The 25,009-nt window shown below is 69.3% G+C and carries 25 protein-coding genes, 1 tRNA gene and 1 pseudogene; 12 read left to right on the top strand and 15 right to left on the bottom strand.

The window, feature by feature from the left end; genetic code table 11:
• Positions 1-20: 20 nt before the first annotated feature.
• Positions 21-167 carry a hypothetical protein gene (locus JIX55_RS47940; RefSeq protein WP_257561605.1) on the bottom strand — a complete coding sequence of 49 codons (147 nt, stop codon included), beginning with the start codon at positions 165-167 and terminating at the stop codon, positions 21-23.
• Between the two features lie 88 nt (positions 168-255).
• Here JIX55_RS47940 and JIX55_RS47935 point away from each other — a divergent pair, with 88 nt between their 5' ends.
• From JIX55_RS47935 to JIX55_RS47925, 3 genes are all read left to right on the top strand, one after another.
• Positions 256-426: a hypothetical protein gene (locus JIX55_RS47935; protein WP_257561606.1), complete on the top strand. Its 171-nt coding sequence runs from the start codon at positions 256-258 to the stop codon at positions 424-426.
• A 41-nt stretch (positions 427-467) separates the two neighbouring features.
• Positions 468-788: a hypothetical protein gene (locus JIX55_RS47930; RefSeq protein ID WP_257561607.1), complete on the top strand. Its 321-nt coding sequence runs from the start codon at positions 468-470 to the stop codon at positions 786-788.
• A 180-nt stretch (positions 789-968) separates the two neighbouring features.
• Complete coding sequence (locus tag JIX55_RS47925; RefSeq protein ID WP_257561608.1) at positions 969-1,502, top strand: hypothetical protein; 534 nt, start codon at positions 969-971, stop codon at positions 1,500-1,502.
• Positions 1,503-1,764: 262 nt separating this feature from the next.
• Here the strand turns inward: JIX55_RS47925 and JIX55_RS47920 are convergent, their stop codons facing one another.
• A complete protein-coding gene (locus tag JIX55_RS47920; protein ID WP_257561609.1) occupies positions 1,765-2,337 on the bottom strand; it encodes a GNAT family N-acetyltransferase in 573 nt (190 codons plus the stop codon).
• Between the two features lie 412 nt (positions 2,338-2,749).
• The gene (locus tag JIX55_RS47915) at positions 2,750-3,367 is read right to left on the bottom strand and encodes a TOPRIM nucleotidyl transferase/hydrolase domain-containing protein (RefSeq protein ID WP_257561610.1); all 618 of its coding nucleotides are present in this window, start codon (positions 3,365-3,367) and stop codon (positions 2,750-2,752) included.
• Between the two features lie 288 nt (positions 3,368-3,655).
• On the opposite strand from JIX55_RS47915, the gene JIX55_RS47910 reads away from it, so the two are divergent.
• The 3 genes from JIX55_RS47910 (at position 3,656) to JIX55_RS47900 (ending at position 7,231) form a co-directional block, all read left to right on the top strand.
• Complete coding sequence (locus JIX55_RS47910; RefSeq protein ID WP_257561611.1) at positions 3,656-4,480, top strand: glutaminyl-peptide cyclotransferase; 825 nt, start codon at positions 3,656-3,658, stop codon at positions 4,478-4,480.
• A 342-nt stretch (positions 4,481-4,822) separates the two neighbouring features.
• Positions 4,823-5,638, top strand: coding sequence for an acyl carrier protein (locus JIX55_RS47905; RefSeq protein ID WP_257561612.1), 816 nt, complete (start codon positions 4,823-4,825; stop codon positions 5,636-5,638).
• A 345-nt stretch (positions 5,639-5,983) separates the two neighbouring features.
• Positions 5,984-7,231 (top strand): outer membrane protein assembly factor BamB family protein, encoded by a 1,248-nt coding sequence (locus tag JIX55_RS47900; protein ID WP_257561613.1) that lies wholly within the window; start codon positions 5,984-5,986, stop codon positions 7,229-7,231.
• Positions 7,232-7,635: 404 nt separating this feature from the next.
• On the opposite strand, the gene JIX55_RS47895 is transcribed toward JIX55_RS47900, so the two are convergent.
• Positions 7,636-7,806: a hypothetical protein gene (locus JIX55_RS47895; protein ID WP_257561614.1), complete on the bottom strand. Its 171-nt coding sequence runs from the start codon at positions 7,804-7,806 to the stop codon at positions 7,636-7,638.
• Between JIX55_RS47895 and JIX55_RS47890 the strand changes: the two are divergent.
• From JIX55_RS47890 to JIX55_RS47880, 3 genes and pseudogenes are all read left to right on the top strand, one after another.
• A pseudogene (locus JIX55_RS47890) lies at positions 7,787-8,142 on the top strand (IS110 family transposase); the annotation flags it as partial. The gene JIX55_RS47895 and the pseudogene JIX55_RS47890 sit on opposite strands and share 20 nt — an antisense overlap.
• A 12-nt stretch (positions 8,143-8,154) precedes the next feature.
• Positions 8,155-8,226 (top strand) — tRNA-Gln (locus JIX55_RS47885).
• Positions 8,227-8,229: 3 nt separating this feature from the next.
• Positions 8,230-10,530: a hypothetical protein gene (locus JIX55_RS47880; protein WP_257569154.1), complete on the top strand. Its 2,301-nt coding sequence runs from the start codon at positions 8,230-8,232 to the stop codon at positions 10,528-10,530.
• Positions 10,531-10,682: 152 nt separating this feature from the next.
• Here JIX55_RS47880 and JIX55_RS47875 read toward each other — a convergent pair whose 3' ends face one another.
• From JIX55_RS47875 to JIX55_RS47865, 3 genes are read right to left on the bottom strand one after another with little or no spacing between them, the layout of a single operon-like run.
• On the bottom strand, positions 10,683-11,711 hold the full coding sequence (locus tag JIX55_RS47875) for a hypothetical protein (RefSeq protein ID WP_257561615.1): 1,029 nt from the start codon (positions 11,709-11,711) through the stop codon (positions 10,683-10,685).
• Positions 11,695-12,267 (bottom strand): sigma-70 family RNA polymerase sigma factor, encoded by a 573-nt coding sequence (locus tag JIX55_RS47870; RefSeq protein WP_306819976.1) that lies wholly within the window; start codon positions 12,265-12,267, stop codon positions 11,695-11,697. Before JIX55_RS47870 ends, JIX55_RS47875 begins: the two co-directional genes overlap by 17 nt.
• The gene (locus tag JIX55_RS47865) at positions 12,264-12,410 is read right to left on the bottom strand and encodes a hypothetical protein (RefSeq protein WP_257561616.1); all 147 of its coding nucleotides are present in this window, start codon (positions 12,408-12,410) and stop codon (positions 12,264-12,266) included. Before JIX55_RS47865 ends, JIX55_RS47870 begins: the two co-directional genes overlap by 4 nt.
• A gap of 710 nt (positions 12,411-13,120) precedes the next feature.
• Between JIX55_RS47865 and JIX55_RS47860 the strand changes: the two genes are divergently transcribed.
• On the top strand, positions 13,121-13,579 hold the full coding sequence (locus JIX55_RS47860) for a hypothetical protein (protein ID WP_257561617.1): 459 nt from the start codon (positions 13,121-13,123) through the stop codon (positions 13,577-13,579).
• 1 nt (position 13,580) lies between these two features.
• Entirely contained in the window at positions 13,581-14,054 is a 474-nt protein-coding gene (locus JIX55_RS47855; RefSeq protein ID WP_257561618.1) for a pyridoxamine 5'-phosphate oxidase family protein, read from the top strand.
• Between the two features lie 305 nt (positions 14,055-14,359).
• Here the strand turns inward: JIX55_RS47855 and JIX55_RS47850 are convergent, their stop codons facing one another.
• The 3 genes from JIX55_RS47850 to JIX55_RS47840 form a co-directional block, all read right to left on the bottom strand.
• Positions 14,360-15,247 (bottom strand): prohibitin family protein, encoded by an 888-nt coding sequence (locus JIX55_RS47850; protein ID WP_257561619.1) that lies wholly within the window; start codon positions 15,245-15,247, stop codon positions 14,360-14,362.
• Positions 15,248-15,550: 303 nt separating this feature from the next.
• Complete coding sequence (locus JIX55_RS47845; protein ID WP_257561620.1) at positions 15,551-16,018, bottom strand: ArsI/CadI family heavy metal resistance metalloenzyme; 468 nt, start codon at positions 16,016-16,018, stop codon at positions 15,551-15,553.
• Positions 16,019-16,046: 28 nt separating this feature from the next.
• On the bottom strand, positions 16,047-17,450 hold the full coding sequence (locus JIX55_RS47840; RefSeq protein WP_257561621.1) for an NAD(P)-binding domain-containing protein: 1,404 nt from the start codon (positions 17,448-17,450) through the stop codon (positions 16,047-16,049).
• A gap of 1,106 nt (positions 17,451-18,556) precedes the next feature.
• Between JIX55_RS47840 and JIX55_RS47835 the strand changes: the two genes are divergently transcribed.
• On the top strand, positions 18,557-18,934 hold the full coding sequence (locus JIX55_RS47835; RefSeq protein WP_257561622.1) for an ArsR/SmtB family transcription factor: 378 nt from the start codon (positions 18,557-18,559) through the stop codon (positions 18,932-18,934).
• Positions 18,935-19,115: 181 nt separating this feature from the next.
• On the opposite strand, the gene JIX55_RS47830 is transcribed toward JIX55_RS47835, so the two are convergent.
• From JIX55_RS47830 to JIX55_RS47810, 5 genes are all read right to left on the bottom strand, one after another.
• Positions 19,116-20,549 carry a family 43 glycosylhydrolase gene (locus JIX55_RS47830; RefSeq protein WP_257561623.1) on the bottom strand — a complete coding sequence of 478 codons (1,434 nt, stop codon included), beginning with the start codon at positions 20,547-20,549 and terminating at the stop codon, positions 19,116-19,118.
• Complete coding sequence (locus JIX55_RS47825) at positions 20,531-21,541, bottom strand: arabinan endo-1,5-alpha-L-arabinosidase (RefSeq protein WP_257561624.1); 1,011 nt, start codon at positions 21,539-21,541, stop codon at positions 20,531-20,533. The genes JIX55_RS47830 and JIX55_RS47825 overlap by 19 nt, the downstream gene beginning before the upstream one ends.
• A 290-nt stretch (positions 21,542-21,831) precedes the next feature.
• Positions 21,832-22,629, bottom strand: coding sequence for a carbohydrate ABC transporter permease (locus JIX55_RS47820; RefSeq protein ID WP_257569195.1), 798 nt, complete (start codon positions 22,627-22,629; stop codon positions 21,832-21,834).
• Positions 22,630-22,688: 59 nt separating this feature from the next.
• A complete protein-coding gene (locus tag JIX55_RS47815; protein ID WP_257561625.1) occupies positions 22,689-23,636 on the bottom strand; it encodes a carbohydrate ABC transporter permease in 948 nt (315 codons plus the stop codon).
• Positions 23,633-25,003 carry an extracellular solute-binding protein gene (locus tag JIX55_RS47810; RefSeq protein WP_443046692.1) on the bottom strand — a complete coding sequence of 457 codons (1,371 nt, stop codon included), beginning with the start codon at positions 25,001-25,003 and terminating at the stop codon, positions 23,633-23,635. The genes JIX55_RS47815 and JIX55_RS47810 overlap by 4 nt, the downstream gene beginning before the upstream one ends.
• Positions 25,004-25,009: the final 6 nt, after the last annotated feature.

Raw genomic sequence — 25,009 nt, 5'->3', positions numbered from 1 at the left:
CGGACGTCGGGCGCGGAAGTTCAGATCCCGAGCGCTGCCTTGCGCAGGGATCGCTCCGCGACCCGGGCAGCCGCTGACGCCGGCAGCAGGTGGCCGAAGACGAAGGTCTGGAAAGTGTTGAGACGGCCGTCGACGATCGCCCGACCCCCGCCGCGCAAGGCGGACATGACAGTGTCCGCTGAGACGGCTGAGCGCCGGAGCCTATGACACCGTCATGCTTGGCGCGCTCCTGGTGACAGGTAGCGCGCCGATCTGGTGACAACCACCGTGCTGCGCTCCGCCAAGGCCGCAGGTCACTACGCGCTGCTGGTGACAACCTTCGGCTTCGGCTCAGTTACCCGTTATCACCCATTCCCGAACCCGAAGAATAACGCGGAACGTGAGGTGAACCGCGAGGCCTCAGACGAATACCAGCGTCAGGAGTAAGAAGCCTCCGACTTCCTTGACTGGCCAGAGGAGCTGAGGCAGTGACCGCACTGGGAGAGCTCGCGCAGCGGGTGCAGTTCGACCTGGAGAGCTCCGGGCTCACGCAGCGGGCCGACGGGGGCGCAGGCGGATTCGCCGTCTACATCCTCGAGCAGCAGGTGCACGTCGGCTGGTTCACCCACGAGCGGCTCGACAGCGCGGATCCCCACAGCCCGGGCCACCCCGACGACCTGTTCGCCGATACGGCACGGCGCCAGAAGACCGCCACCACGGCAATGCAACGCGCCCTCGGCTCAATCCTCACGTCCTTCGGCTACCGCCTCCAGCGCCGCGGCTTCGCGTCCGGCTACACGATCGCCTAGGTACTCCAGCTGTAGATCGTGACCTTCATCGACGAGTGGCTTGTCGTCGCTGGTAGTGGCAGTGGAGAGCGCACGATTGTTGGCGGCAGTGCCCAACTGTGCCCGGCGTGGATAGCATCACCTGGCCAGTGCAAGACGTCCGCAACTGCGCCAGGCGTCCCGGCCCAGCAAGGAGGCCACATGAGCGAGGCGTACTCGCCAATCCCGGAGCTGAACCTGCTCAAGGAGTTCGAGGACCGGATCGGTCCGGTCTACTACTCGGAGGGTTTCGAGCTGTGCGAGTACGGCGCAGACGCTGGCCTCCACACCTGGTCGGAGCATCCGGAGTTCCTGAGCCGGTTCATCCCCTTCGCGCAGGCCAACGGCTCCGGCTCCGACTACGCGCTGTGGCGGTGCGACGATCGGACCGACCTTGCCACTCTGCCCGTCGTCTTCGTCGGCGATGAAGGGCATCTCTATGTGATCGCGCGAAACCTGATGGAGTTGTTCCAGCTTCTGGCCATCGACAGCGAGCCTGTCGCTGACTTCGGGTTTCTTGCCTCTGGAGACGTTGAGGAACACAGCGATGGCCACCATGAGTTCCTCACCTGGTTGAACCAGAACTTCGGCCTCGAGCCACTGCAGGACCTGCACGCGCTCTGGACCGAGCGAAAGAAGTCTGACGATCGGTTCAGGGCATGGGTGAGCCAGTTCGTCGAGTTGGACGATCACTGACAGTCCATCGCATTTCGTGATCTTCATGGCTGTGCGGCTTGTCGCCGGTAGTGGCTTACCTGGGCTCGGCCCTGGTGGCGGAGTCGCCGCCCCGGCCGGACATTCAGTGCCCGTGAGCTGCACGAACTCCTCGACATGCCCACCGACGAGGCGACCGTCAACATCACCCGCAGCCGCCTCGGACGCCTCACCCGCCAAGGCTTCCTCACCCAACCCGGACGAGGCCGCTACCAGAAACGGACTGAACACCTCCAAGGCCCTCTTAGCGGGCTGGAGTCGGCACGGCCGACGGCCGCCACTCTCGCTTGATCAACCCGAACACCCACGAGTCGGATACCTCGCCGTTCACCACGCAGTCTTCCCGCAACGTCCCTTCACGCACGAATCCGATCTTCTCCAGGACCCGGGCAGATGCCACGTTGCGCGTATCGGTCTCGGCCTGAACTCGATTCAGGTCCAGTGCGTCGAATGCCCATCGCAGCAAGGCGTGCGCGGCCTCCGTCGCAAAGCCGTGGCCCCACACCGCATCGTCGAGGACGTAGCCCAACGACGCGCTGCGGTAGTCCGGGTTCCATCCGGTCAGACCGCACCAGCCGACGAAGGCCCCGTCAGAAGCACGATCGATGGCCACCCGCACCCCGGTGCCGTCGTCCGCCATCTTCCGGCACATCGCGATGAAGTGCTCGGCGCGGGCCCGTTCCGTCCACGGCGGGGAGTCCCAGTAGCGCAGTACGTAGGTACTGCTGTGCAGCGCGAAGAGGGGGTCCGCATCGGCGTCGGTGAAGGGCCGCAGTCGCAGGCGAGTGGTGTGCAGTACGGGGGTGGCCGGAGTCATGCGCACCATCCTGCGTCCTCTTGGGCGGGCAGAACACCGAATATCCGATCCCGGTCCGGTCCTCACGACCAAGGCACCGCCTACCAGCATGCACGCCGTCAACCAGCACCCCGACCAGGCATTCGGGGTCCGCGAACGGCACGACTCCTTGACCTGCCCACCGACGACCCAGACATGAACGTCACCCGCAGCCCCCTCGGACGCCTCGGACGCCTCGCCGGTTTAGGCTCCCTCACCCCACCCGGACGAGGCCGCTGCCACAAACGGACTCAACGCCCTCTGAAACGACACAAGAAACCGACGCGGTAAGGCTTGCTGGCGTCTCACGATCAAGCGGACCGCTGGGCTTCGATGTACTCCATCGACTCAGCCACTTTCCCCCCGGGTTTGGGGCGAAGTCCCCAGCATCCGCTCACAGGCTGGCGAGGAGGTCGTCCAGCGGGGCGGGCACCTGGTCGGGGGCGAGGGCTTCGACCAGGAGGCGGCCATAGCGGATCTTGCGGCCCTTCTTCGTGCCGAGGAAGCGCCGCAACTGCTGGGGCCGGGGCCGGCCGTGCTGGGCGGGCTGCTGCATGAAGGTCAGCCAGGCGCGCAGCTCGTCCTCGGCCTGGACGATCTCCTCGATCCGCGCCGGGCCCAGCGCACGGATGAACTCGTCCTCCAGGTCCGCCGTGCAGACGAAGACGCCCGGGCGCGGCGCCGAGGACGGGGTGAGGACCCGGTCGAAGAAGGGCTTCTCACGCTCGTCGCACAGACCGATCAGGCGCAGTCCGAGACCGGACGGACCGAGGAGCCCCGCGTAGCGGCCGACGCTCATCGCCCCACCCATCGGCACCACGCACACCCCCTCGGCCGCCAAGTCACGACCCCGCCGCGCGGCCAGCGCCTCGACGGCCGCGAGGTCGCTCAGTCCTTCCAGCAGGACCACCGTGTGCACCCCCAGGAGCTCCGCCAGCTCCCCCGCCGACCCGCCGGAGCCACCGCCGGCCCAGCCTGTGACCTCGTCCCGGAACGTGCGCATGTCGACCATGCCGGGGAGTCTCCTACATCCACCAACGGCAGCGCACGCGATAATCGGCTGCGCAACCGCGTCCGCCGCGTGCACAGACAGCTGCTCGGGGGGGGAGCCTGGACGGGACGCTCCCAGTCGTACCGATACACGTAACGGCCAAGGCAGTTGGCGAGCGGATCGCTCTCCTCAGAAACAAGCACGCACTCATTCCGGCAGCAGACGTGCCGTCGACCGGGCGATCGCCCGCGCCGGAGATCCGGCGCGGCGCAGCATTGCGCCTCCCGGCCAATGTGCCAGTCTGAGCCAATGCGTGCACTTTTGGTGTACCCGGCCATCGCGGTTGTGGCCCTGGCGGGCGCGATGCTCGTCCCCTCGTGTGAAACGGACCGCGGCTCACCGCTCCGGCGGCAGGCCGCCGCCAGGCCCGCCGCCGATCGCGTCGAGCAACTGGGGGTCAAGGTCCTCGAAACCCTGCCTCATGACCCCAAGGCCTACACCCAGGGCCTCGAGATGAGGGGCCGCACGCTCTACGAGGGGACCGGCATGGCCGGGGAGTCGTCGATCCGTCTGGGTCCGCCCGGCCGGCCTCCCACCGTCCGTGCCGACCTGCCGACACCCCTGTTCGGGGAGGGAATCACCGTTCTCGGGCCGACACTGTGGCAGTTGACCTGGCGCGACCACGTCGCGATCGAACGCGACGCCAGGACACTGGCGGAGCTGCGCCGGGTCCCCTACGCGCAGGAGGGCTGGGGTGTGTGCCACCAGCCCCGGCGCGGGCGGCTGGTCACCAGTGACGGCTCTTCCCGGCTCACGTTCCGGGACCCGCGGACGCTGGCCGCAACGGGGGACATCGCCGTCACCCTCCACGGTCGCCCGGTGCCACAGCTCAACGAGCTGGAATGCGTGGGCGGCAGCGTGTACGCCAATGTCTGGCCCTCCAACCGGATCGTGCGCGTCAACGCCGACACCGGCTCGGTGACCGCGGAGATCGACGCGTCAGGGCTGTTGGCTTCGAGGCAACAGCACACCGACCTTCTGAACGGCATCGCCGCCGTCCCCGGCACCGACGAGTTCCTGCTCACCGGCAAATGGTGGCCCAAGATGTTCCGGGTGGCCTTCGTCGCCAGGTGATCCAGCCCACATCTGGAAGGCTTCCCGGCGAAAGCCGGCAGCAGCGGCGGGAGACCAGCAGCTTCAACGAAGAAATGGATTCCCGACTGGAGGCCGCTGAGCGGCGAAGTGTCGTCGCGTCGGCCATCTGCCTGCACCCTCTGCGCCGACCTCCGGGTGCCAACGGCTCACCCGCCTGAGCGTTGGTGCGGAGGCGGCGGGCGTGCACGGCGGGGCGCCAAAGCGGAACGGGGGCGTCATACAACCGCAAGTGATGTCTTGTGTGTCAAACAGGTGCCGTCGGCGCAGCGGCCCGGCCTGCCCGACGAAACGACAACCCGTCACACCACCAAGGGAGTTCACGTGCGCAAGCGTTCACCGGCGGCCCGCCTGACCACGACCGCAGTCCTCACCCTGGCCATCACCGGCGCGGGTGTGCTGCCCGCCCACGCATACGACCGCGCACCCGGCGTTTCCGGGGACGCGGCCTATCGGCTGGACATCTCGGCCGACAGACTCACGACCGACTACGACGAGCGGACGGTCGATCTGACCGGTGTGTTGACCCGGCCCGACGGCACTCCCGTGGCCGACGCGCCGGTCGAGGTCGGGCAGTCCGTGCTCTACAACACCTGGAACCCATGGGGGGATCCCATCGATCCGACCGAGCGGGAGAGCCGGAGTCTGGGGACCGTACGGACCGACGACCAAGGGCGGTTCACGCTGTCCGGGGTATCGGCGGACCGGTGGGAGGAGAGGGCGAGTCTCTTTCTCAGTCCTCGTCATGAGGTGGAGTTCCACGCCTCCTACGATCCCGCGGAGGACCCGACGGACCGCGACATTGTCTTCGCCCGTGCGGGGGTTGCCGTCAAGCCCGTCGCCAGCGGCATCACGTACAAGGTCAACAAGGCCAGGGTGCGTGCCGGGGACACACTCGTCGTCACCGGGAAGGTGACCTGGCCCGCCGGGCACGGGCCGGTCGCCGGTACGCGGGTGTTCCTGCGGACGTACTTCGAGAGCCAGTACAACGCGCAGACCACGACCGACGCCAAGGGGAACTTCACCGTCCGGGCCAAGATCCGGGGATACGACAGGGAGTTCGTGATCCTCTCGGCCCCTGCCGACTACTACATCGCCAAGGCGAGCAAGGCCCTTCCGGTGAGGAACGTCACGCCGTAGGACCTGATCCGCCGGGACAGACCCCAACGCGCCACCCACCACGAGACGTTGGCAGCGGCCCCTGCATCACAGAACCTTCCAGGAGTCGGGGCGGTGAGGACCGCTCGGAGTGGTCCCGCCTCCGCCGGCGGAGCGGGGGCCGTACATCCTGCGAACCGTCGGCAGATCGTTTGCGCTAACGCGAGTGCCCGGAGTCGCTGATCTTGTGTGACAGGAGTTTCACGGACGCGTCCCGGTTGCGTACCCCCCGACGACTGGCCGAAATCTGACGGCTAGCCTGACCGCGATCAAGACGTCCGAGGGACGTCGGCAGCATCCGGGCAAAAACGGGAACGGGGAACCGACATGGGCAGACGTGACGGGCACACGGTGTCACGCAGGCAGGCGCTCAGGCTGGCCGGGACGGGCCTCGGCCTGGCCGTGCTGGGGGCAGGCGCATGGGGGTGCACCCCCGAAGAGGAAACGAGCGCGTCAGGCGGCGACACAACTCCTGGCGGAGGCAAGGGAGGTGACACCGACAAGGGCGGTGACACCTTCAGCACCCCGCCCCCGGGCACCGCGCCCAAGCCTCTGTGGCAGCAGAAGACAACCAACCAGAACTTGGCCGGGATCCACGCGCTCGCGGTCTTCGGCGACACAGTCGTGGTGTCGGGTGACCCGCTGGTGGGACGTGACGTCGTCAGCGGCAAGGAGAAGTGGTCACGGCCGGGCGTCACCATTCCCGGCGCCAAGCTGATCGCCGGCGGCGGGACGCTCTATCTCGCCAGCGCCGAGTACGACGGCGACGTGGTGGGCCTCGATGCGGCCACGGGCAAGGAGACCTGGCGCAGCCGCCTGGGCAAGGAGTACGAGCAGCCGCGCCCCATCGCGGCCGACGACCGCCATGTCTACGTCCTCGCCGGGATCCTGGAGGAGGACCTCTCGTCGCCGACCAACGTGATCGCCGCGATCGACACCACCTCCGGCAAGGTCGCCTGGCGTGAGCAGCGCGACAAGGGGACAGAGGAGTTCGGCATCACGGCCGCGGTCGTCGGCGGGCGCCTCGCGTACACCGATTTCCGGAAGAACGTGACCGTCCGCGACACGACGACGGGCCGGCAGCTCTGGACGAAGAAGATCGGCAGATCCAACTACTACCGCTTCGCCGTGCACGAGGACATGCTGATCGTGCCGGACGGGCAGCGGCTGCGGGCGTTCGCGCTGGCCTCGGGCACGGAGCGCTGGTCGTTGGCGAATGAGAAGTTCACGTGGTTCAACGATCCGCAGGTCCTGGACGGGGTGCTCTACGCCTCCGACAGCGCGTTCGGCATGTGGGCGGTGGACCCCGGAACGGGCAAGCAGATCTGGCACAACAAGGACCTGGTGGGCAAGGCTGCGGAGGCGTGGCAGTTCGCCAAGGTGGGCGGCACGCTGTACGGCGCGACCGAGCACGACAAGAACGGCGGCGTGCACGCCTTCGACACGGCGACCGGGAAGCTGCGCTGGACGTACAACGACAAAACCGGTGAGAACCAGAAGTGGTACGTGCTCCCGGCGGGCAAGCGGCTGGCCGTGATGCACGGCAAGCGGCTGTACGCGCTGCCGGCCGTCTGAGCCGGCGGAGGCGGGCGGGTAGCGCCGTTGGCGGGAGCCTGACCACACCCGGCGTCGGCCGCAGGACAGGGCAGGGCGTCATGGGTCGGGCCGCGGGAGGCGCGTCGTGGTGTGCGGCGCCCTGCCCTTGCGGGCGCCGCACACCACGCCCGTCGCCCCAGGAGGTTGCCCAGGGTTGTCGCGAGCGCCTGGCCGCCTTCCTGGATCGCCGACAGACGGTCCGTCGGCGGGCCGCGCATGCCCAGGCCCGCCCGTTCACGTCGGAGTCCCCAGCTCAGGCGCTCGGTCATGACGTTGCTCTCGTCCCCAGCGCCGCCTGATCTGCCAGCTCACCCAAGTACTGGCCATCGAACGCGTCAGCATGCCCCCTGGAGCTGGGGGACTTTCCGTTTCAGTTACTGAGGTCACCGCCAGCAGTGGATCACCGGTTGGTGCATCTGCCGGCCGCCACCGACTCGCCCGACTGCTCCGGGCGTACGCCGCAGGGGCAGTTCGGTCCGCTGCAGCACCTCGTGGTCGAGGTAGCGCAGGCCACCTGTGCCGCACAGGTAACTCGTGATCGACACCAGCGACATCGGCGCCTTCCTCGGCCTTCACGTCGGCAAGGGCGAGCACCACGGCACCGCGCTGACCCCGGCCGGGACGAAGGCACTCGACGAGCGGCTGCCCGACAGCGAGCCGAAACCGCGCGAGGTCTTCGCCAGGCTGCAGGCCAAGCACGGCACCATGTTGGTGGTCGTCGACCAGCGCGCCTCGATCGGTGCCCCGCCGCCGGCCGTGGCCCGCGATGCGGGCTGCGAGGTGGCCTGTCTGCCGGACTGACCCTACGGCGGATCGCCGACCTGTACCCCGGCGAGGCCAAGACCGACGCCCCCGAAACCCGGTTGAACGGTGACCGTTCAGCGTCTATCTTCGGCGGTGATCGGCGTGTAGCTCAGCAGGAGAGCACCGGGCTCTGGACCCGGAGGGCGCAGGGGCGGAACCTGCCACGTCGGCTTATGAACGACAACGCTGAGCAGCAGCCCCTCACCCCGCTCCCGTCCTATGCGGCGGTGCAGCTGGCCAAGGCCTTCACAACCGCGCTGACCCACGAGGACGCCGACACCCGGCGCCGCGCAGAGGTGCGCGGGCAGCGCTGGCGGGAGGTCCTCGCGGGCTTGGCCGCGGGCCGGCTGACGGTCGGTTCGCGCACCCCGGTCGCGGGGCTTCCGGCCTGGGTGACCCCTGAGGTGGTGCGGGGCGGCTTCGCCACCGGGACCGCGAGCGCGGGCGGTCCGCTCCAGCCGTACGAGTTCGAGGCCGCGCGGGGTTTCGGGGTGCCCGCCGAGCGGCGCGCGCTCTTCGGCCATTGCCTCACCGAGCCCGGGCTCGCCTGGCTGTGGACCCGGCTGGACAGCGGCCACTACGAGATCGGCCTGCCGGAGGAGGCGGCGCTGCTCACCATGGCGTGGCTGGTGCGGCACGGGGAGACGGACGCCGCGCTGGACCTCGCGGCGGAACTGGAGCCGTTCGCCGACCGGCTGCGGTTCCTGCCCCGCCCGGCGGACGGGCCCGCGCCGGACGCCACCGCGGCCGTCCACCGGCACACCGCCTCCGACGCCGTCGACACGCTGATACGGCGGCGGCCGAACGCGGCCGTCGAGACCCAGCGCGAGGCGCTCGCCGTCTGGCAGCCGTTCGGCGACGAGCTGCTCGTTCACTGGCTGCGGACGGCGCGGGACGGCCGGGTCCTCGAACTCGCGCCGGACGCCGACTGGTTGGCGTGCGGCGAGGTCCTGCTCGACCGCTACCGGCTGCTCGCCGCGGAGCACACCCGCTGCACCAAGCACCGCAACCCCAAGGAGAACCTGGGCATTCTGCTCGGCGCGCTGGAGGAGATCGTCGCCGGACGGCCACTGGACGCGCGCCGGCTCGGCCTGCTGCGGCATGCGGTGGAGTCCATGGTGCGACGGCGCGGTCTGCCCGGCTCCGCCGGGCACACAGCCCTGCGCCGGAGCCAGGCCGAGCAGGCGGCGCGCCCCTCCCACCACGCCCTGGCCCAGCTGATGGTGCGCCGCCTGGCCGTACTCCCCCAGGAGACGGGCATCCGCGATGTCGCCCCGCTCCTTCGCGCGGTGACCGAGGAGGAGAGCCGGGAGACCGGGCTGCCCACCGGGGCTGCCGTACCGCCCACGATCGGCCAGGTGGTCGAGTCCGCACTGAGCGCCCCGCTCGGCACACTCGTGGAGCGGGGCGTCGTCCCCTCCGCCGAGGTCCTGGCCGAGCTGGTACCCCAACTGGTCGCCGCCACCACCGCGCAGGCGTACCGCGACGAGACGCTGCGGGCGCTCATGACCGCGAACTATCGAGCGTTCCGCAACCGCCGCTCCCTGCTGCTGCTCGACCTGGAACGGCAGGTACGCATCGAGGAACTGCCCTGGGTACGGGCGGTGTCCGGGCAGCGATCCGCGGTGCTGGGCAAGTCGGACGGCGAAGGCACGCTCACCGTGCTGCGGCAGCTGGGCGAGCTGGCCGTGCAGGCCTTCCCGGGCACCATCCTGCCCAACCCGCTGGTCCGTGAGCTCGGTGTACTCGAGCGCCAGTGCGACCTCGACGCACCGCTCGTGGAGGAGCTGGCCGCCGACATCTTCATGGGCACGTTCAGCCCGAAGTTCCTCAAGGCGGCGCGGATCGCGGGCGAACTGCTCGGCGGCACGCTGTACGAGCGCTACTACGGCATCGACTACGCGGCGATCCGCGATCTGGCGATCTCCGAGGCAGGCACGGCCCTGACCCGTTCGTACGGCACCCTCGCCTCCCCCGGTTTCGCCCGGCTGTGCGCCGAGCGGGCCGGGACGACGTCAGGGTCCTGGTCGGTCGCCGCAAACGGCACGGTGATCGAGCAGGCGCAGATCCTCACCACGCACAACCTGGCAACACTGGTCCACCCGATGGGCATCGTCCCGCGGCCCGGCTGGGCCGACCTGGCGCGCCGCTGCTTCGTGACCGTGTGCCGACTGACCGCCCGTGTGCACCACAACCCACGGCCCTTGGGCACGATCAAGGACGCTGCGTACGCGTGGCGCCAGATGGTGTTCCATCTGTCCCTGTGCCCGACGGAGGAGCAGCGGCAGGTCATCGTCGGCCTGCACGAGGAGACGGCCCGCCGCCCCGCCCATGTCGCGACCCGGCTGGCCCCCTCCCTGGCGGGCCTGGCCCTGGTCGCCGAGGGCGGAACCTTCGGCAAGGACGGAACGCGGGACGGCGGCCGCGCCCGGCGCTTCCTGGGGTGGAGCACCGACGGACACTGGATGCGGTGAGCTTTTGCTCTCTTTGGTGGGCTGGCCAGTTGCTTGGAAGTACCGCACCTGCTCGCCTTGGCGGAACCTGCCACGCCGGCCTTCACCGCGGGCACTGGGCACGGGCCGCGGGGACGGTCGAACTGGACCGCTGCAGGCGCCGCCTCGTGCGGTCAGAGTGGGCCGGGGCACAGCGCTGTGTGGGCAGGGCAGGGGATTCCGGCGGGGTCGCAGTCGGCGCACCTCTCACAGTGTTGCCAGAACACCTGCATCGCGTGTTGGTGGCGGGCGTTGGCGGCGAGGTCTCCAGCTCCGACGCGTTGCTTGTAGCCGAATGCTCCTCCGCTGTCGTTCCAACTCCATCGCGGGGGTGCTGCCGGGGTTGTCGATGTCTGGCGGGTCACACCGGCCGTGCGGGTCGCCGCGGCGCATAAGGATGCGATGGGGTGAGTGCGGGGCTCCGGCAGAAACGCGGAGGGCCGCGGTGGTTGCGGGCGGGCTTCCGTGGCGGGCGGTGTGGTCAACGAGGTGATGCGGTCGGTGAAGTCGGCGTCGGGCAGGGGCAGGTCCAGGTCGTCGTCGACGTAGGAAACGGCTGCGGGTACGTAGTTGAGGACCGCGCTGACCTGAGCCGCCCTGGCGGCCAGACCGAGGGCCGGCTCATCGGTCTCCTTCAGGCCCTGCAAGACGTGCAGGGTGGCGGCAAAGTCCTGCAGCTCGGCGCTTGATGGGCCGTGGTCATCGGCGGCCCCGGCCGCCTGGGTGTGCCACCACTCGGCTTCGGGTTCCTCACCGTGCGCCATGTGGTGCAGATACAGGCAGTAGGTAGCGGCGCCGTCTCCGGCGCCAGCGGCGTACTGCCACCAGAACCGTGCGGAGTCCTCGTGCTCGGTGAGCTGAAGGATGCATCCCAGCACCCGCGCTCCGGGCGGTTCCGGCAGGGAGCGGGCCACGAAATGCTGGAGGCCCGCCAAAGCGCCGCTGCTCATGACCGCCGTCTCACACAGCGTGCGGAGATCCCGCGCCGCGACATCCTGCGGCCCTTCGGGCGCGAGGCCGGGGCCTTCTCCGGTGTGCGGTTCGACGCGACGGGCGGCCACCCTCGCGGCGAGGCGGTCGGCCGCGGCACTGATCTCTTCAGGTGTGTAGGGCTCGTTGACCAGCCGGGCCCGGGCCAGGAGCTGGTCAATGGGCAACGTCATCGACCTGTCCTTCCTTCGCCAGTCCCAGGATTTCCTGCAGGCGGCGCCGTGCGTAGCGGGCGGTGGAGCGCACCGCCGCAGGGGTGATGCCGAGGTGGTCGGCTGCCTCGCGGACGGAGTGGTCGTGGCTGTAGAGCAGGACCACGACATCTCGCTGCCGCTCGGGCAGGGCCTCGATCGCCTGGAAGAGGTTGATGCTCTCCTCCAGCTGCCCGATGGGATCGACGGCCTCGCGCAGCGCGGCGGTCTCGAAGGCCGCCGTGTCCACCAGCGCTTCACGACGGCCCCTGGCCCTGGCGGCATCGATGGTGCGGTTCTTCATCACCTGCCAGGCGTAGGCCGCCGGGCTCTCCTTCGCCAGAACCTCCGGCCAGGCTATGAGCAGTTGCTCGAAAGCACAGTCGACCGCCTCCTCGGCATCGGCCCTGTTGTTCAGGTACGTCCTCGCCCAGCGCACGTACGCCGGGCGGTGCATCCGGTGGAATGCCTCGAAGTCCAACGGCAGCTGGGTCATCGGCACGGGGCCGGCTGGATGGTCCGGGACGTCCCGCCTCACGCCTGTCCGTCCTCGCGGTCGCCGCGGCGCAGTTCACTGACCCCCACCCGCACACCGGCCGCCGCGACGCCGTGCGGCAGCACCACGTCACCGCCCAGCACCCGCACAGCGAGGATCACCTCGTCAAGTAGCTGAAACGACACTGCCTTTCGCCCCTCCCCTGGACTGGCGGACCCTCTTGCCGGACCCGGAGGGACGCCGGTCGCACCCTCTGCCCCTGATGGCGCACCACGAGCAGCGAGCGTGCACCCCACCGAACCACAATTCTCACCGAATGAATCTGTTCGATTACACTCAGGCGCCACTCGACCTCGGCGCTCGCAGCCTCGCCGCGCGATGCCGCGCCACCCACCAGCGCAACGGCCGCACAGCTCGGCCGCTCGCACGGCGCCCGGCAGTCTTGCGGTCATCCATTTTGTGGTGGGCATCACATGATGGGTCTCGGCAACCGAAAACATGCCGCCTGCCCGACTTGGGCCGCTTTCTCTTCGGATAGGGAAGCGATCGCCGTACGTACGTTCCTTTTCGGCCGTTGGTCGTCTGCAGGGGGCGCGTCCGCCCGTGACCGGTACCACCCCGTGCCGTAGGAAGGCGCCAGGGTCCTGTCCTCCTTCGACCCCGGCATCCCCACCTACGACGACGGCACCGACCCGCCGGCCCTCGCCTGGCCGCAGACGGCGAGGGCATGACCTCGCCGCAGGTACTGGAGTACCTGGAGAACCACTTCGGCCTGTGCGTACCGAAGAAATCCGAGGAACAGCGCCTGCCGGCGGCGGCCTTCGCGGTGGTGTGAGCGTCGCGACCGATGAGTTCTCGCTGTCGGCACAGTCCCTGATACGAGGAGGTGTTCGCGATGGACGCGAGGGCACGGCAGGAGGCTCTTCGGCGGCTGGATGTGCTGGTCGGGGAGTGGGTGGTGGAGGCGGATTTCGCCGGTGGGGAGGCGGTGCCGGTCGGGCGGAGCGTGTTCGAGTGGACCTTGGACGGGCAGTTCCTGGTGCAGCAGACGGAGGCCCCGGACCCGGTCCCGGACAGCACGGCGATCGTCTCGGTCGCCCCCGGGACGGGCGCGTACACACAGCACTACTTCGACTCGCGGGGGGTCGTACGAACGTACGCCATGACCTTCGACGGCGGGGAGTGGCGGCTGCTGCGGGAGCGCGCGGACTTCTCGCCGCTGGACTTCCGGCAGCGGTTCACCGGCCGGATCGAGGACGACGGCAACACCGTCCGGGGCGCCTGGGAGCTGGCGAAGGACGGCTCGGGGCAGTGGGAGCGGGACTTCGCTCTGACCTACCGACGGAGGCGATGAGATGAAACCAACAGTCGAGAACGGGCGCGGGATCGTCGACGCGAGTCTCTACATGGTGCTGGCCACGGGCGACGCGGAGGGACGGCCGTGGAGCACTCCGGTCTACTTCGCGCACGTGGGGTGCCGGGAGTTCTTCTGGGTGTCGTCGCCGGAGGCGGCGCATTCGCGGAACATCGCGGTACGGCCCGAGGTGGGCGTCGCGATCTTCGACTCGTCCGTGCCGATCGGGAGCGGGCAGGGGGTGTTCATGGCCGCCGTCGCCGGGCTTGTGGAGGGCGAGGGTGTCGAGCAGGCGTTGGAGGTCTTCTCCCGGCGCTCGCTCCGGCACGGTGGGCGGGTCTGGACCGTCGACGACGTACGGGGCGACTCCGGTGTCAGGCTGTACCGCGCCGTGGCCGAGGAGCACTCGATGCTGGCCAAGGACGGGAAGCCGGACCACCGGGTGTCGATTCGGCTCGTCGAGCCGTCGCCGTGACGAGGCCGGCCGGCCCTCCGCCAAACCTGCCAATTCCAGCGCGCATTCGAGGTCGTTCTATCTGGCTCACGATCGCCTCGGCCGCGGCCCTCGCCACCGCCGTCTACGCACTCGCCGCGCCGTACTACGAGTCCCGCTGACCGCAGATCCGCAAGGCCGGAGCCGAGCGTGGTGCACGAACAGGCCCCGTACCTGGATCCGAAGAAGCCGGGTACGGGGCCTTGCTCGCGAGTGCCTCTGTCTCCACCACCTGTGGGCGGTGTGGCTGCAGGCCGCAGCGTCGCCGATCCGCCCGAAGTGCGGGGCTAGTTCTTGCTGCCGTCCACGATGACCGGCGTGCCGCCCGAGTCCGTACCGCACGGTACCGCGTACACCGGGTTGGCCTTCGCGGCCTGCTTGTAGGCCTCCAGGCACTGGTTGTACAGGACCTTGTCGCTCAGCGACTTCTCGAGGATCTTGTTGGCGTTGGCGATACCCTCCGCCTCGATCCGCTTGCGCTCCGCCTCCGCCTTCGCCGTGCGCTGCCCTTCCTCGGACCGCTCGGTGGCCTGCTCCTGCTGGATCTTCTTGTCGATCTGGTCCTGCAGCTTGTCCGACGGCCTCACATTGCGCAGATTGACGGCAGTGACGTCGATCCCACGCGGCGCCAGGCGCTCCTTGATGAGGTCCTCGATCTCCCCGCCGATCTGCTCGCGAGCGGAGGCATAGCCCTCCTCGCTGGTGTGCTTCGCGAAGACATTGCGGACGATCTCACGGCTGTCCGGCAGCACCAGCCGCTCCTGGACGGCCTCCTCACTGCCCGCCAGCCGGTACAGCGAGACCGCCTTCGCCGGCACCACCGCCCACTTGATCGTGACGTCCGCGTACAGCACCCCGCCCTGCGAGGAGCGGACCTCGACCACGTCCTTGTCGTAGAGGTTGAGGTCCACCGGCCGGGTGGAGAAGGACGTGACCTCGGTGAACGGCGACTTGAACTGGATGCCGGAGGTCAACGGCGCGCCGATCCTGCCGAAGGTCACCGGCACGCCGACCTCATAGGCGCTCACCACATGGACGCAGGCGAACACACCGGCCAGCACGGCCCCCACCGCGCTGAGCACCGCCCCGAGCTTCCAGCCCCCGCCGTCACGGCCACGACCTACGAGAAAGACCACGACTGCCGCTATGAGCAGCAGGATGGACAGCACGAACACGGGTATCCCCCTCCGGAAACGGATCCGCGCCGCCTCGGGGGCGACGCGCAGCGCATCGTAACGAGCTTCGCTCCCCCGCCCGTACGCAGCCCCTGCAACTCGTCCAGGACGTTCTTCTGCCGGGCGGTGGTGCAGGAGGACGGCCTGTGCGTCGCAGACACAACCACCGGCCTCTTGCCGTACGTGGCCCGCCGCTGAAGCGAACTCCCCTCGTGCCACCGGAGTGTTCGGCTGAGGGCGGCGCGAGGCCGTGACCGGGTCCCGGTCACGGCCTCGCTGGTGTGGAGGTCGGTCATCAGCGGATCAGCAGCAGCCGCCCGCGACGGACGGTTCCTTCGCGATGACCGCGGCGTCGGCCGGGCCGGTGCAGCAGGTACTGCCCTGCTGCTTGGCAAGGGAGTCGGCGTCGGCCTTGACGACGTACACCTCCCAGGGTTCCTGGCCGGGGCCGTGAACCCAGACCTTGTCCTGGAGGGCGTAGCAGCAGGCGGTGTCGTTCTCCACGTCGGTGGCCAGGCCGGCCTCGCCCAGGCGGGCGGTGGCGGCATGGACCGCTTCGCTGCTCTCGACCTCGACACCGAGGTGGTCCATTCGGGTCGCCTCGCCCACGGCGCCTTCGATCAGGACGAGCTTGAGCGGGGGCTCGGCGATGGCGAAGTTGGCGTAGCCGTCACGGAGTTTGGCGGGCTGGGTGCCGAAGAGCTTCGTGTAGAAGGCGACGGATGCGGCGAGGTCGGGGACTCGTAGGGCGAGCTGTACACGGGACGTCATGGTGAACCTCCTTGGGTAGGTGGGGAGTTCAGCAGCCACCGGAGGTGGTGGCCGGGGCGCCGATGCCGATCTGGAGGGTGGCCGGGGCAGCGCAGCAGCCGCCGGACTGCTCGGCGTCCTCCGGCTCGTCGAAGAGGCCGGCGCCGCCGCACACCCCTGTCTCCGGAAGGGTGAGTTCCACGCGCTCGGCGGCCTCCTGGTCGCCGGCGAGCGCGGCGGTGATCGAGCGGACCTGCTCGTAGCCGGTCATGGCGAGGAACGTGGGGGCGCGGCCGTAGGACTTCATGCCGACGAGGTAGATGCCCTGCTCAGGGTGGGAGAGCTCGTTCACGCCGTGTGGGTAGACGGTGCCGCAGGAGTGGACGTTCGGGTCGATGAGCGGGGCCAGGGCGGTCGGGGCCTGGAGGCGCTCGTCGAGTCCGAGGCGGACCTCGGAGAGGAAGCCGAGGTCGGGGCGGAAGCCGGTCAGGACGATGACCTCGTCGACCGGGTCGAGGCGGCGGCCGTCCTCCGCGACCAGGGCGATCCGGTCACCGTCGCGTTCCACAGCCCGAGTGCGGAATCCCGTCACCGCACTCGCGTGGCCGGCCTCGACGGCCGCCTTGGCCCGCAGGCCCAGCGCGCCGCGCGCCGGGAGTTGGTCGGCCTCTCCTCCGCCGTACGTGTTCGAGCCGATGCCACGCCGCAGGATCCACACGGCGTGCGTGCCGTGCTGCTCCTTCGCCAGGCCGGCGAGGAGCGCGAGGGCGGTGAAGGCGGAGGCGCCGGAGCCTACGACCGCGGTGCGCTTGCCCGCGTAGCGAGCGCGTTCGGCGGGGTCGGTGAGGTCGGGCACGCGGTGGGAGATGCGGTCGGCCGCCGACTTCTCGCCGAGGGCGGGCAGGCCGTCCGCGCCGGCGGGGCTGGGGGTGGACCAGGTGCCGGAGGCGTCGATGACGGCGCGGGCGGCGATCCGCTGCTCATGGCCGTCGGCGGACTGGATGTGCACGGTGAAGGGCTGCTCGTCGCGGCCGGAGTCGACGATGCGGTCGCGGCCGGCGCGGGCCACTCCGGTAACCGTGGTGCCGTAGCGGACCTGGTCACCGAGTACGTCGGCCAGGGGCTGGAGGTAGCGCTCGGCCCAGTCGCCGCCGGTCGGGTAGGTCGTGCCGTCTGGGCGTGCCCAGCCGGTGGGCGCCAGCAGCTTCTCGGCGGCCGGGTCGATGACCTCGCCCCAGGTCGAGAACAGTCGGACGTGCGACCACTCCCGTACGGCGCTGCCCGCCGCCGGCCCGGCTTCCAGGACCAGGGGTTCGATGCCGCGCTCGACGAGATGCGCGGCGGCGGCCAGGCCGACGGGGCCGGCTCCGATGACCACGACGGGCAGCTGGTCGGTGGTGAGCACGCTGTTGACGGACACAGCCACTGGGGTCCCCTTTGTTTCGACATCCATCGATCTCTCACCCTCAGCATGGCACCTGTTTCGATAAGCGTCAACATAGACATCCATCGAATCCGGGGCCCAGGGCAGTGGAACGATCGGACATCGCGGTGATCGGGGGCGGCCAGTCCGGGCCGGCCGCAGCGCATGCTCTGCGTCGGCAGGGCTGGGACCGGCGGCCCTGGGGGCCTCCGACCGGGCAACCGGGTCACGGCCGCGCCACCACGCAGGCCTCACGTTCTTCTCCCCCGCCGGATACAGCGCACTGCCCGGCGCGCCTCTCGATGGGGACCCGATCGCTATCCGCACCGGGACGGGGTCGCCACCTGCCTGCTGCTCTACGTCGACCGTCCGCGCGCCGACATCCGTACGGGGGCACGCATCCGGGAAGTGCGGCCCCTACCGGCGACGGCTTCAACATCGCGCTGGACGACGGGAGCGAACTGTCTGCGCGGGGCCTGGTAGCGACCTCCGAAAGCTTCGGCCGCCCTCAGCGTCCGGTCCTGCCGGGGCCGGCGGACTTCGCGGGGCGCGGGGCCGCACGCAGCCGAGTATCGCGCGCCGGAGCCGTTCGCCGGACAGCGCATGGGGGCCTGTCGGCGCCGGACACCCATGCGGAATGCCGCCGCACTGGCCCCGTACGCCCAGGTTCCCCTCGCCGGGACAGACACCCTCCCCCTCGGCCGATTTCTGCGTACGCCTCCGGCTCGGCTGCTCATCGACAACGGCCGCCACCGGGCTGCCATCACTTCCGGCACTCCGGACCGGCGTCCCGTGTTCACGGGGTCGACGCCATCAAGGTCACCTGGGCCGACGGCGGCAGCGAGGAGGTCGACGCGATGCCGCCGACCACCGGTCACCGTCCCGACCTCGGCCACCCGGCCCCGCTCGACGCGTCGACGACCACGGCCGCCCCATCCACCAGGAGGGCTTCTCGCTCACCCAGCCCGGCCTCGCCCCCGGAAGGGCCGGAATGACAGCGCAACCTGGCCTCGAACCCCCTCCGAGGCGCCGGCAGGGACGAGAGCCGGATCGCCCGACGCCTGGCGGCACACGTGCACCGGGGCTGACCCTGCGGACTCTGGCAGCTCTGGTTCGACGTATGTCAACATAAACGTATGTCGAACATCAGGGCACTTCCGCTGCTGGAACCCGAGGCGGCCGAGGGTGTCGTGCCGTGCTGCCCGCCGCTCACCGAACGGCCACTGACGGCCGAGGAGGCCGAGCGGACCGCCGCGATGTTCAAGGCACTCGGCGACCCGGTCCGCCTGCGCCTGTTCTCGCTGGTCGCCTCCCACGAGGACGGGGAGGCGTGCGTGTGCGACATCTCCGACGTCGGGGTCTCCCAGCCGACGGTCTCCCACCATCTGAAGAAGCTCAAGGAGGCCGGGCTGCTCAGCTCCGAGCGGCGCGGCACCTGGGTCTACTACCGGGTGGAGCCGTCGGTGGTGGCCGCGATGGGGCAGATGCTGACCGCAGCCACCCCCACGGCCTGACCCAGGTCGACGATCTCTGCTTGACCGGCGCTGCCCGAGGCACGGGAGAGAACAACGAGCCTGTCACGGGCCAGTGTCCTTGTCACGTGAGCCGGCCGGGAGGATGGGCCGAGTCGCTCAGGACCTCCGCCGACGGGTTCCCTGTCCTCCCGGCCGCCGTTCCCGCCGAGGTGGGGCGTGCTCAGGCCGGCTTGAGCTGCCACTGCTGACAGGTGTTGTTCAGCCACGACCACTGGCGTACGTCGGCTCCGTCGGCCGTGGAGCAGTCGGCGACATCGGCGACCTTGCCGGTGGCCTGGTTGACGATCCGTACATAGCCGCCGCTCGTGGCGAGGAACCGGAACCGCTGGCAGGTGTTGTTCAGCCAGGACCACTGGCGCAGATTCGCGCCGTCGGCCGAGGAACAGTTCTCCGTGTCCAGGACCTTGCCACCGGCGACGTTGACCAGGCGGTGGGTGTCATCGCCCAGGTCCTCGAGGCGCCAGCGCTGGTTGTTGCCGCCGCTGCACGTCCACTGCTGCACATTGGCCCCGTCGGAGCTCGAACTCCCCGCTACGTCGAGGCACTTGCCGCTGTTGCGGTTGACGAGCGTGTACGTCGTCGAGGCGGACGACGGCTCCCCCGAGGGCCCGGCGAGCGAGGCGCCGAGCCGCACCGGCGTACCGAGGTTCGGCGTACCGTCCGAGTTCCAGCTGAACTTCTGCGCCCGCGTCGTCCGGCCGTTGTCGCAGCCTTCGCTCGCGCTGTCGTTGGCGTGATAGACGATCCAGCTCTCGGTGCCGTCAGGCGAGGTGAAGAAGCCGTTGTGCCCCGGCCCGTAGACTCCGTTCGCGTCGTTGCGCTGGAAGACGGGCGTGGACTTCTTCGTCCAGGAGGAGGCCGCCAGCGGGTTGGAGCCGGTCAGCTCCAGCTGGCCGAGCTTGTAGTCGGGTGTCCAGCAACCGCTCGCCGAGTAGACCAAGAACGTGCGACCGCCCCGCTGGAGTATCTCCGGACCCTCGTTGACCGTGCCGCCCGAGCGCTCCCAGTCGTGCGTGGGTGTGGAGATCGTCGAGAAGGAGCCGCTGACCGTGTACGGGTTGGACATCCGCGCGGCGACGATGTTCTGCGTGCCGCCGCTCGCGCTGCCGAACAGATACAGGCTTCCGTTGATGGTCGCCACGCTCGGGTCGAGCATCCAGGCACTGCCCAGCTGGTTCTTGTAGGTGTACGGGCCCATCGGGTCCGAGCCGGCGCTCTCCAGGACGTGGGTGCGCTGGGTGGGGATGTAGTCGGAGACGTTCTGGCCCGCGACGTAGTACAGGTACCAGCGGCCGTTCAGGAAGTGCAGCTCCGGCGCCCAGATGTTGCAGCAGCGCGAGGCCGCGTCACCCGTCCACACCTGGACGCTCGGCGCGGTCGAGAGACCGGCGAGTGTCGGCGACTTGCGGATGGTGATGGCGTCGGTCCAACTCGTCGTCACCAGGAAGTAGTTGCCGTTGTGGTACGAGATCCAGGGGTCGGCGCCCTTCTGGGCCTTGACCGGGTTGGCGAAGGAGGCGGCGCTCGCCGGGGACTGCCCCAAGGAGAGCGCGAGCAGGAGGGCCGCCAGCAGGGTCAGTAGGCGACGGGCCATCCGCTGCTCCAGTTCAGAAGGTTGATGCCGAGCTTCGGAGTGCCGTTGTCCTGGCCGTCGTAGTAGTGGTAGACGATCAGGTCCCCGTCCGCGTCGTTCATGATCGACTGTCCGCCGGGGCCGATGTACCGGCCGTGCGACTCCAGCACGGGCGTTCCGCCGTTGTTCATCATGGCGACGCCGTTCTTGTCGTGGTACGGGCCGGTGATACTGGTGGCCCGGCCGACCTTGACCTTGTACGTGGAGCTGGTGCCGGCGCAGCAGGTGTCGTACGAGGCGAACAGGTAGTAGTAGCCGTTCCGTTTGACGATGTACGGGGCCTCTACGGCCTTGGTCCCGGTGGGGCGGGAGGCGAGCGAGTAGCGGGTGGTGTTGGACGAGAGCTGCTTCCCGGTCGACGGGTTGATCTGGATCATCTTGATCCCGGTCCACCAACTGCCGAACGACAGCCACCACTTGCCGTCGTCGTTCACGAAGAGGTTCGGGTCGATGGCGTTGTAGTCGTTCGACGAACTCGACGTGTAGACGATGCCCTGGTCGGCCCAGCTGCCCGGCCGGCCGGTCGTCGACGTCGCCAGCCCGATGGCCGAGTTCTGCGAGCCGAAGGACGAGACGGAGTAGTACATCAGGTACTTGCCGCCGTGGTACGAGATGTCGGGTGCCCAGGCCTCCGGTACGGAGGAGTAGGTGCGCCACCAGCTCGGTCTGCCGGAGAAGGCGTCCGCGCCGCCGCTGAAGGCGATGCGGTTGGTGGAGTTGCGGTTGCCGATGCCGCCGCCGGTGGCGTACAGCAGGTACTGGCCCGACGATGTGCGGATCATTGTCGGGTCGTGGACCACGATCGAGCCGGTGACGGTGCCCGGGTTCGGATACGCGGACGCCGAGCTCGGGACGAGTGCGAGCAGGATCGCCGCGGGGACGGCGAGGAGAGCGGTTCTGCGGGCGGTTCTGCGGGTGGTTCTGCGAGCGCCTTTGCGGGAGGTGCGGCTCACGCGGATCCTCCTTGCGTGGGGGGACGGCCCCGTTCGAACGTGGTCGGCATGCTCGGAGCATGCAGTACGCTCGGACAGGTTCAGCGCGTTCGGCATTATGAACGCCGGTCACGACTTCGAACGGGACCGTAGAATCGAACCCCTTGCGCGTCAACGGTTCGCGCAGCAACTCCCGTCACTACGATCGTCGAATCGCGTTCGACAACTCACCTGTCGCACGGGGCGCTTGACACCACGGAACGAGTCGGCGGGCCGGCTGCCCGGGCACATTGCGCCCGGCAGGCCGTCCCTCACTGCCCCGCCAACCCCGTATGCGCCACCCCCCGCACAATCTGCCGCTGGAACAGCGCGAAGACGATCAGGAGTGGCAGGCCCGCGATGACGACCGACGCCATCATCTGCTCGTAGCGGAGGCCGTAGGACGTCTGGACGTTGACCAGGCCCACCGGGAGGGTCATGCCGCCCGGATCCGTGGTCACCAGGAACGGCCAGAGGAAGTTGTTCCAGGTCGAGATGAACGTGAAGATGCCGACCGCCGCCAGGACCGGACGGGACAGGGGCATCACGATCGTCCAGAAGACGCGCCAGCGGCCCGCGCCGTCGACGAAAGCCGCCTCCTCCAGTTCGCGGGGGACGCCGTCGAAGAACTTGACCAGGATGAACACCATGGCGGGGACGGCGACTTGGGGCAGGATCACACCCCAGTACGTGTCGACCAGGCCCAGCTGCACCATCTCTGCGAACAACGGGGCCATCAGCACCTGGGGCGGCACCATGATCCCGGCCAGAACGACGGCGTACAGCACCTTGCGGCCACGGAACTCCGTGCGCGAGAAGCCGTACGCCGCCATCGCGCACAGCAGAACCGTCAGGATCGTCGTCATCACCGAGATGTACGCCGTGTTGAACATCCAGCGGCCGATGTCGCCCGCCTCCCACACCTTCTGGTACGCGTCGAAGGTGAAGTGGGAGCCGAGCCAGCGCAGGGGCGTCCGTGTCGCCTCTCCTTCCGGTTTGAAGGACGTCGCCAGGGCCCACGCCAGAGGGAGCACCCACACCACCGTCAGGAGCAGGGCCGCGGCCAGCATCACCCAGCGGCCCGGGGTCCAACGGGCCTTGCGGCCCTCGTCCGTTGACAGCAATCCGCTCACGCCGACTCTCCACTCCGCCGCGACAACCGCAGCTGTACCAGCGACACGATCACGATCAGGGCGAAGAAGAGGTACGAGACCGCCGAGGCGTAGCCGATGCGGTAGCCGGTGAAGCCGGACTGGTAGACGTACTGGAGGATCGGGCGGGTCGAGTCGTCGGGGCCGCCGCCGGTCATGATGTACACCTGGTCGAAGATCTTGAGGGAGGCCAGGATCTGGAGGACAAGGACGACTCCCGTGGTGCGCTTCAGCAGGGGGAGGGTCACGTGCCGCAGCCGCTGCCACGCGCCCGCGCCGTCCAACTCCGCTGCTTCGTAGAGGTGTTGAGGGATCGACTGCAACGCGGCCAGATAGAGAAGGAAGTTGAAGCCGACCGTCCACCAGATGGTGGCCGCCACGATCGACAGCATCGCGTACCGCTCGTCCGTCAGCCAGCCGATCCCCGGGTGCAGGCCGAACCAGGCGAGCAGCTGGTCCGCGAGGCCGAAGTCGGAGGGGAAGATCACCCAGAGGAAGAGCAGGCCGATCACGCCCGACGGCAGGAGGAAGGGCGCGAACCAGGAGAGCCGCCACAGCCATTGGACGAACCGCAGATGGTGCGAGAGCAGGGCGAGAACCAGGCCCGTCACCACCAACGGCACCGTGGACAGGATCGTGAACCAGATCGTGTTCCACAGCGACGACCAGACGCCCGGGTCCTGGAAGGCCTCCGTGTAGTTGTCGAAACCGACGAACTCCCCTCCCTCGCCGGTGATGTTGTCGCTGCGCAGGCTCATCCCGATGCCGGACACCAGCGGCCAGAGCAGGAAGAGCGCATAGGTGAGGAAGAAGGGGGCGATGAACACCAGTCCGTGCTCGGTCCACTTGCGGCGGACGGTGACGGGTTTCGCCCCCGACCGCTCCGCCGGGACCGGGACGGTGGTCGCGGTCGTCGTCGTGGTCACGCGGCACCTCCTTCGCCGACAAGTGCCCCACTGACGGGCGCCTTGCCGACGGGACCGCTGCCGAGCGGATCGGGCGTGTCGAGCAGCTTCCGCAGCCGCTTCTTCGCCTCACGCAGGGCGCCCGACGGCGTGCGCGATCCGGTGAGTACGCCCGAGAAGACCGCGCCCAGCTGGATCCACATCGGCGAGGCCGAGCCCACGAACCAGGCCGGCTGGTCGAGGACCACGTCGTCGATGACGGACCGGTACGCGGACTGCGGCTCCAGTTCCAGATAGTCCGGTCGCGTCAGCGTCGGCAGATACGCGGGGACATGGCCCCCCTTGGCCCACTCCACGGAGTGCTTGAGCATCCAGGCGACGAAGGTGTGGGCCGCCTCGCTCGCCCCGGCCGAGCGGCCGTCCTGGTGCGGGAGTACGAAGGAGTGGCAGTCGGCCTGGACGGTGGGACGCCCGAACAGCGCGGGCACGCGGGTCATGGAGAACGGCAGCTCGGCGGTGGTGAAGGTCGACACCTCCCACTCCCCGTTGAGATGGAAGGCGGTCCTGCCGGCGTTGAACACCCCGATGGAGCCGGGGTAGTCGACGCGGCGCACCATCAACCCCTCCGCCGTGAGCCGGGCCAGGAACTCCAGGATCTCCAAGGCCTTGGCGTCGTCGAGCGTGAGGCGTCTGCCGTCCGCGGACAGGACGGTGCCGCCCAGCTGCGAGTAGAAGGTGGCGAACAGCCGCCAGGGTGTGACGCAGTCCGGTCCGGTGGTCTCGGCGCTCAGACCGGGCGCGCCCGTGGCCTTCTTCGCCGCGCGCAGGGCGTCCATGAACTCCCGTGCGCTGCCGATGGGTTGGAGCTGCTCGCCGTCTGCGAGCAGCCCGGCCTTCTCGCAGACGTCGGTGTTGTAGTAGAGCACCATGGGGTGGGTGTCGAGCGGGATCGCGTACTGCTGCCCGCCGACTGCGCCGCGCTTGAAGATGCCCTCGGGAAACTGGTCGGTTCCCACGCCCAGTTCACGCAGCAGGTCCAGGTCGAAGGGGTCGAGGAGCCGCCCGGGCCCGAACCCCGCGAGCCGCGCGAGGTGGAGCACCGCCACCTCGGGCGCCCGCCCGCCGACCCCCGCCATCCCCAGCTTCGTGTAGTACGGAGTACCCCACTGAAGCTGGGTCGCCTCCAGGTCGATCTCCGGGTGCTCCTTGGCGAACGCGTCGACCAGCGCGCTCATATTGGCTCCGTCGCCCCCACCGAAGAGGTGCCAGTAACGCAGCCTGGTCCTCCCCTCGGCCCCGAAGGAGGGCGCGGCACACCCCGCCGCACCCAGCACCAGCCCTCCGGTGCCGACGAGTAACTTCCTTCTGCTCAGACGTGGTTCATCGATCACGGC

It is taken from the genome of Streptomyces sp. DSM 40750 (assembly GCF_024612035.1).
Classification (GTDB): Bacteria; Actinomycetota; Actinomycetes; order Streptomycetales; family Streptomycetaceae; genus Streptomyces.
Note: the sequence above shows the minus strand (reverse complement) of the source record. Positions and strands in the feature narration are given on the sequence as shown.

Bases quoted from the DNA above. Each gene is read 5' to 3' on its own strand.
- JIX55_RS47840 (WP_257561621.1), bottom strand. From the start codon at position 17,450: ATGGATGTCGAAACAAAGGGGACCCCAGTGGCTGTGTCCGTCAACAGC.
- JIX55_RS47895 (WP_257561614.1), bottom strand. From the start codon at position 7,806: ATGTCGCTGGTGTCGATCACGAGTTACCTGTGCGGCACAGGTGGCCTG.
- JIX55_RS47860 (WP_257561617.1), top strand. From the start codon at position 13,121: ATGGACGCGAGGGCACGGCAGGAGGCTCTTCGGCGGCTGGATGTGCTG.
- JIX55_RS47920 (WP_257561609.1), bottom strand. From the start codon at position 2,337: ATGACTCCGGCCACCCCCGTACTGCACACCACTCGCCTGCGACTGCGG.
- JIX55_RS47875 (WP_257561615.1), bottom strand. From the start codon at position 11,711: ATGACGTTGCCCATTGACCAGCTCCTGGCCCGGGCCCGGCTGGTCAAC.
- JIX55_RS47900 (WP_257561613.1), top strand. From the start codon at position 5,984: ATGGGCAGACGTGACGGGCACACGGTGTCACGCAGGCAGGCGCTCAGG.
- JIX55_RS47820 (WP_257569195.1), bottom strand. From the start codon at position 22,629: ATGCTGGCCGCGGCCCTGCTCCTGACGGTGGTGTGGGTGCTCCCTCTG.
- JIX55_RS47830 (WP_257561623.1), bottom strand. From the start codon at position 20,549: ATGGCCCGTCGCCTACTGACCCTGCTGGCGGCCCTCCTGCTCGCGCTC.
- JIX55_RS47910 (WP_257561611.1), top strand. From the start codon at position 3,656: ATGCGTGCACTTTTGGTGTACCCGGCCATCGCGGTTGTGGCCCTGGCG.
- JIX55_RS47940 (WP_257561605.1), bottom strand. From the start codon at position 167: ATGTCCGCCTTGCGCGGCGGGGGTCGGGCGATCGTCGACGGCCGTCTC.
- JIX55_RS47880 (WP_257569154.1), top strand. From the start codon at position 8,230: ATGAACGACAACGCTGAGCAGCAGCCCCTCACCCCGCTCCCGTCCTAT.
- JIX55_RS47855 (WP_257561618.1), top strand. From the start codon at position 13,581: ATGAAACCAACAGTCGAGAACGGGCGCGGGATCGTCGACGCGAGTCTC.
- JIX55_RS47925 (WP_257561608.1), top strand. From the start codon at position 969: ATGAGCGAGGCGTACTCGCCAATCCCGGAGCTGAACCTGCTCAAGGAG.
- JIX55_RS47835 (WP_257561622.1), top strand. From the start codon at position 18,557: ATGTCGAACATCAGGGCACTTCCGCTGCTGGAACCCGAGGCGGCCGAG.
- JIX55_RS47915 (WP_257561610.1), bottom strand. From the start codon at position 3,367: ATGGTCGACATGCGCACGTTCCGGGACGAGGTCACAGGCTGGGCCGGC.
- JIX55_RS47845 (WP_257561620.1), bottom strand. From the start codon at position 16,018: ATGACGTCCCGTGTACAGCTCGCCCTACGAGTCCCCGACCTCGCCGCA.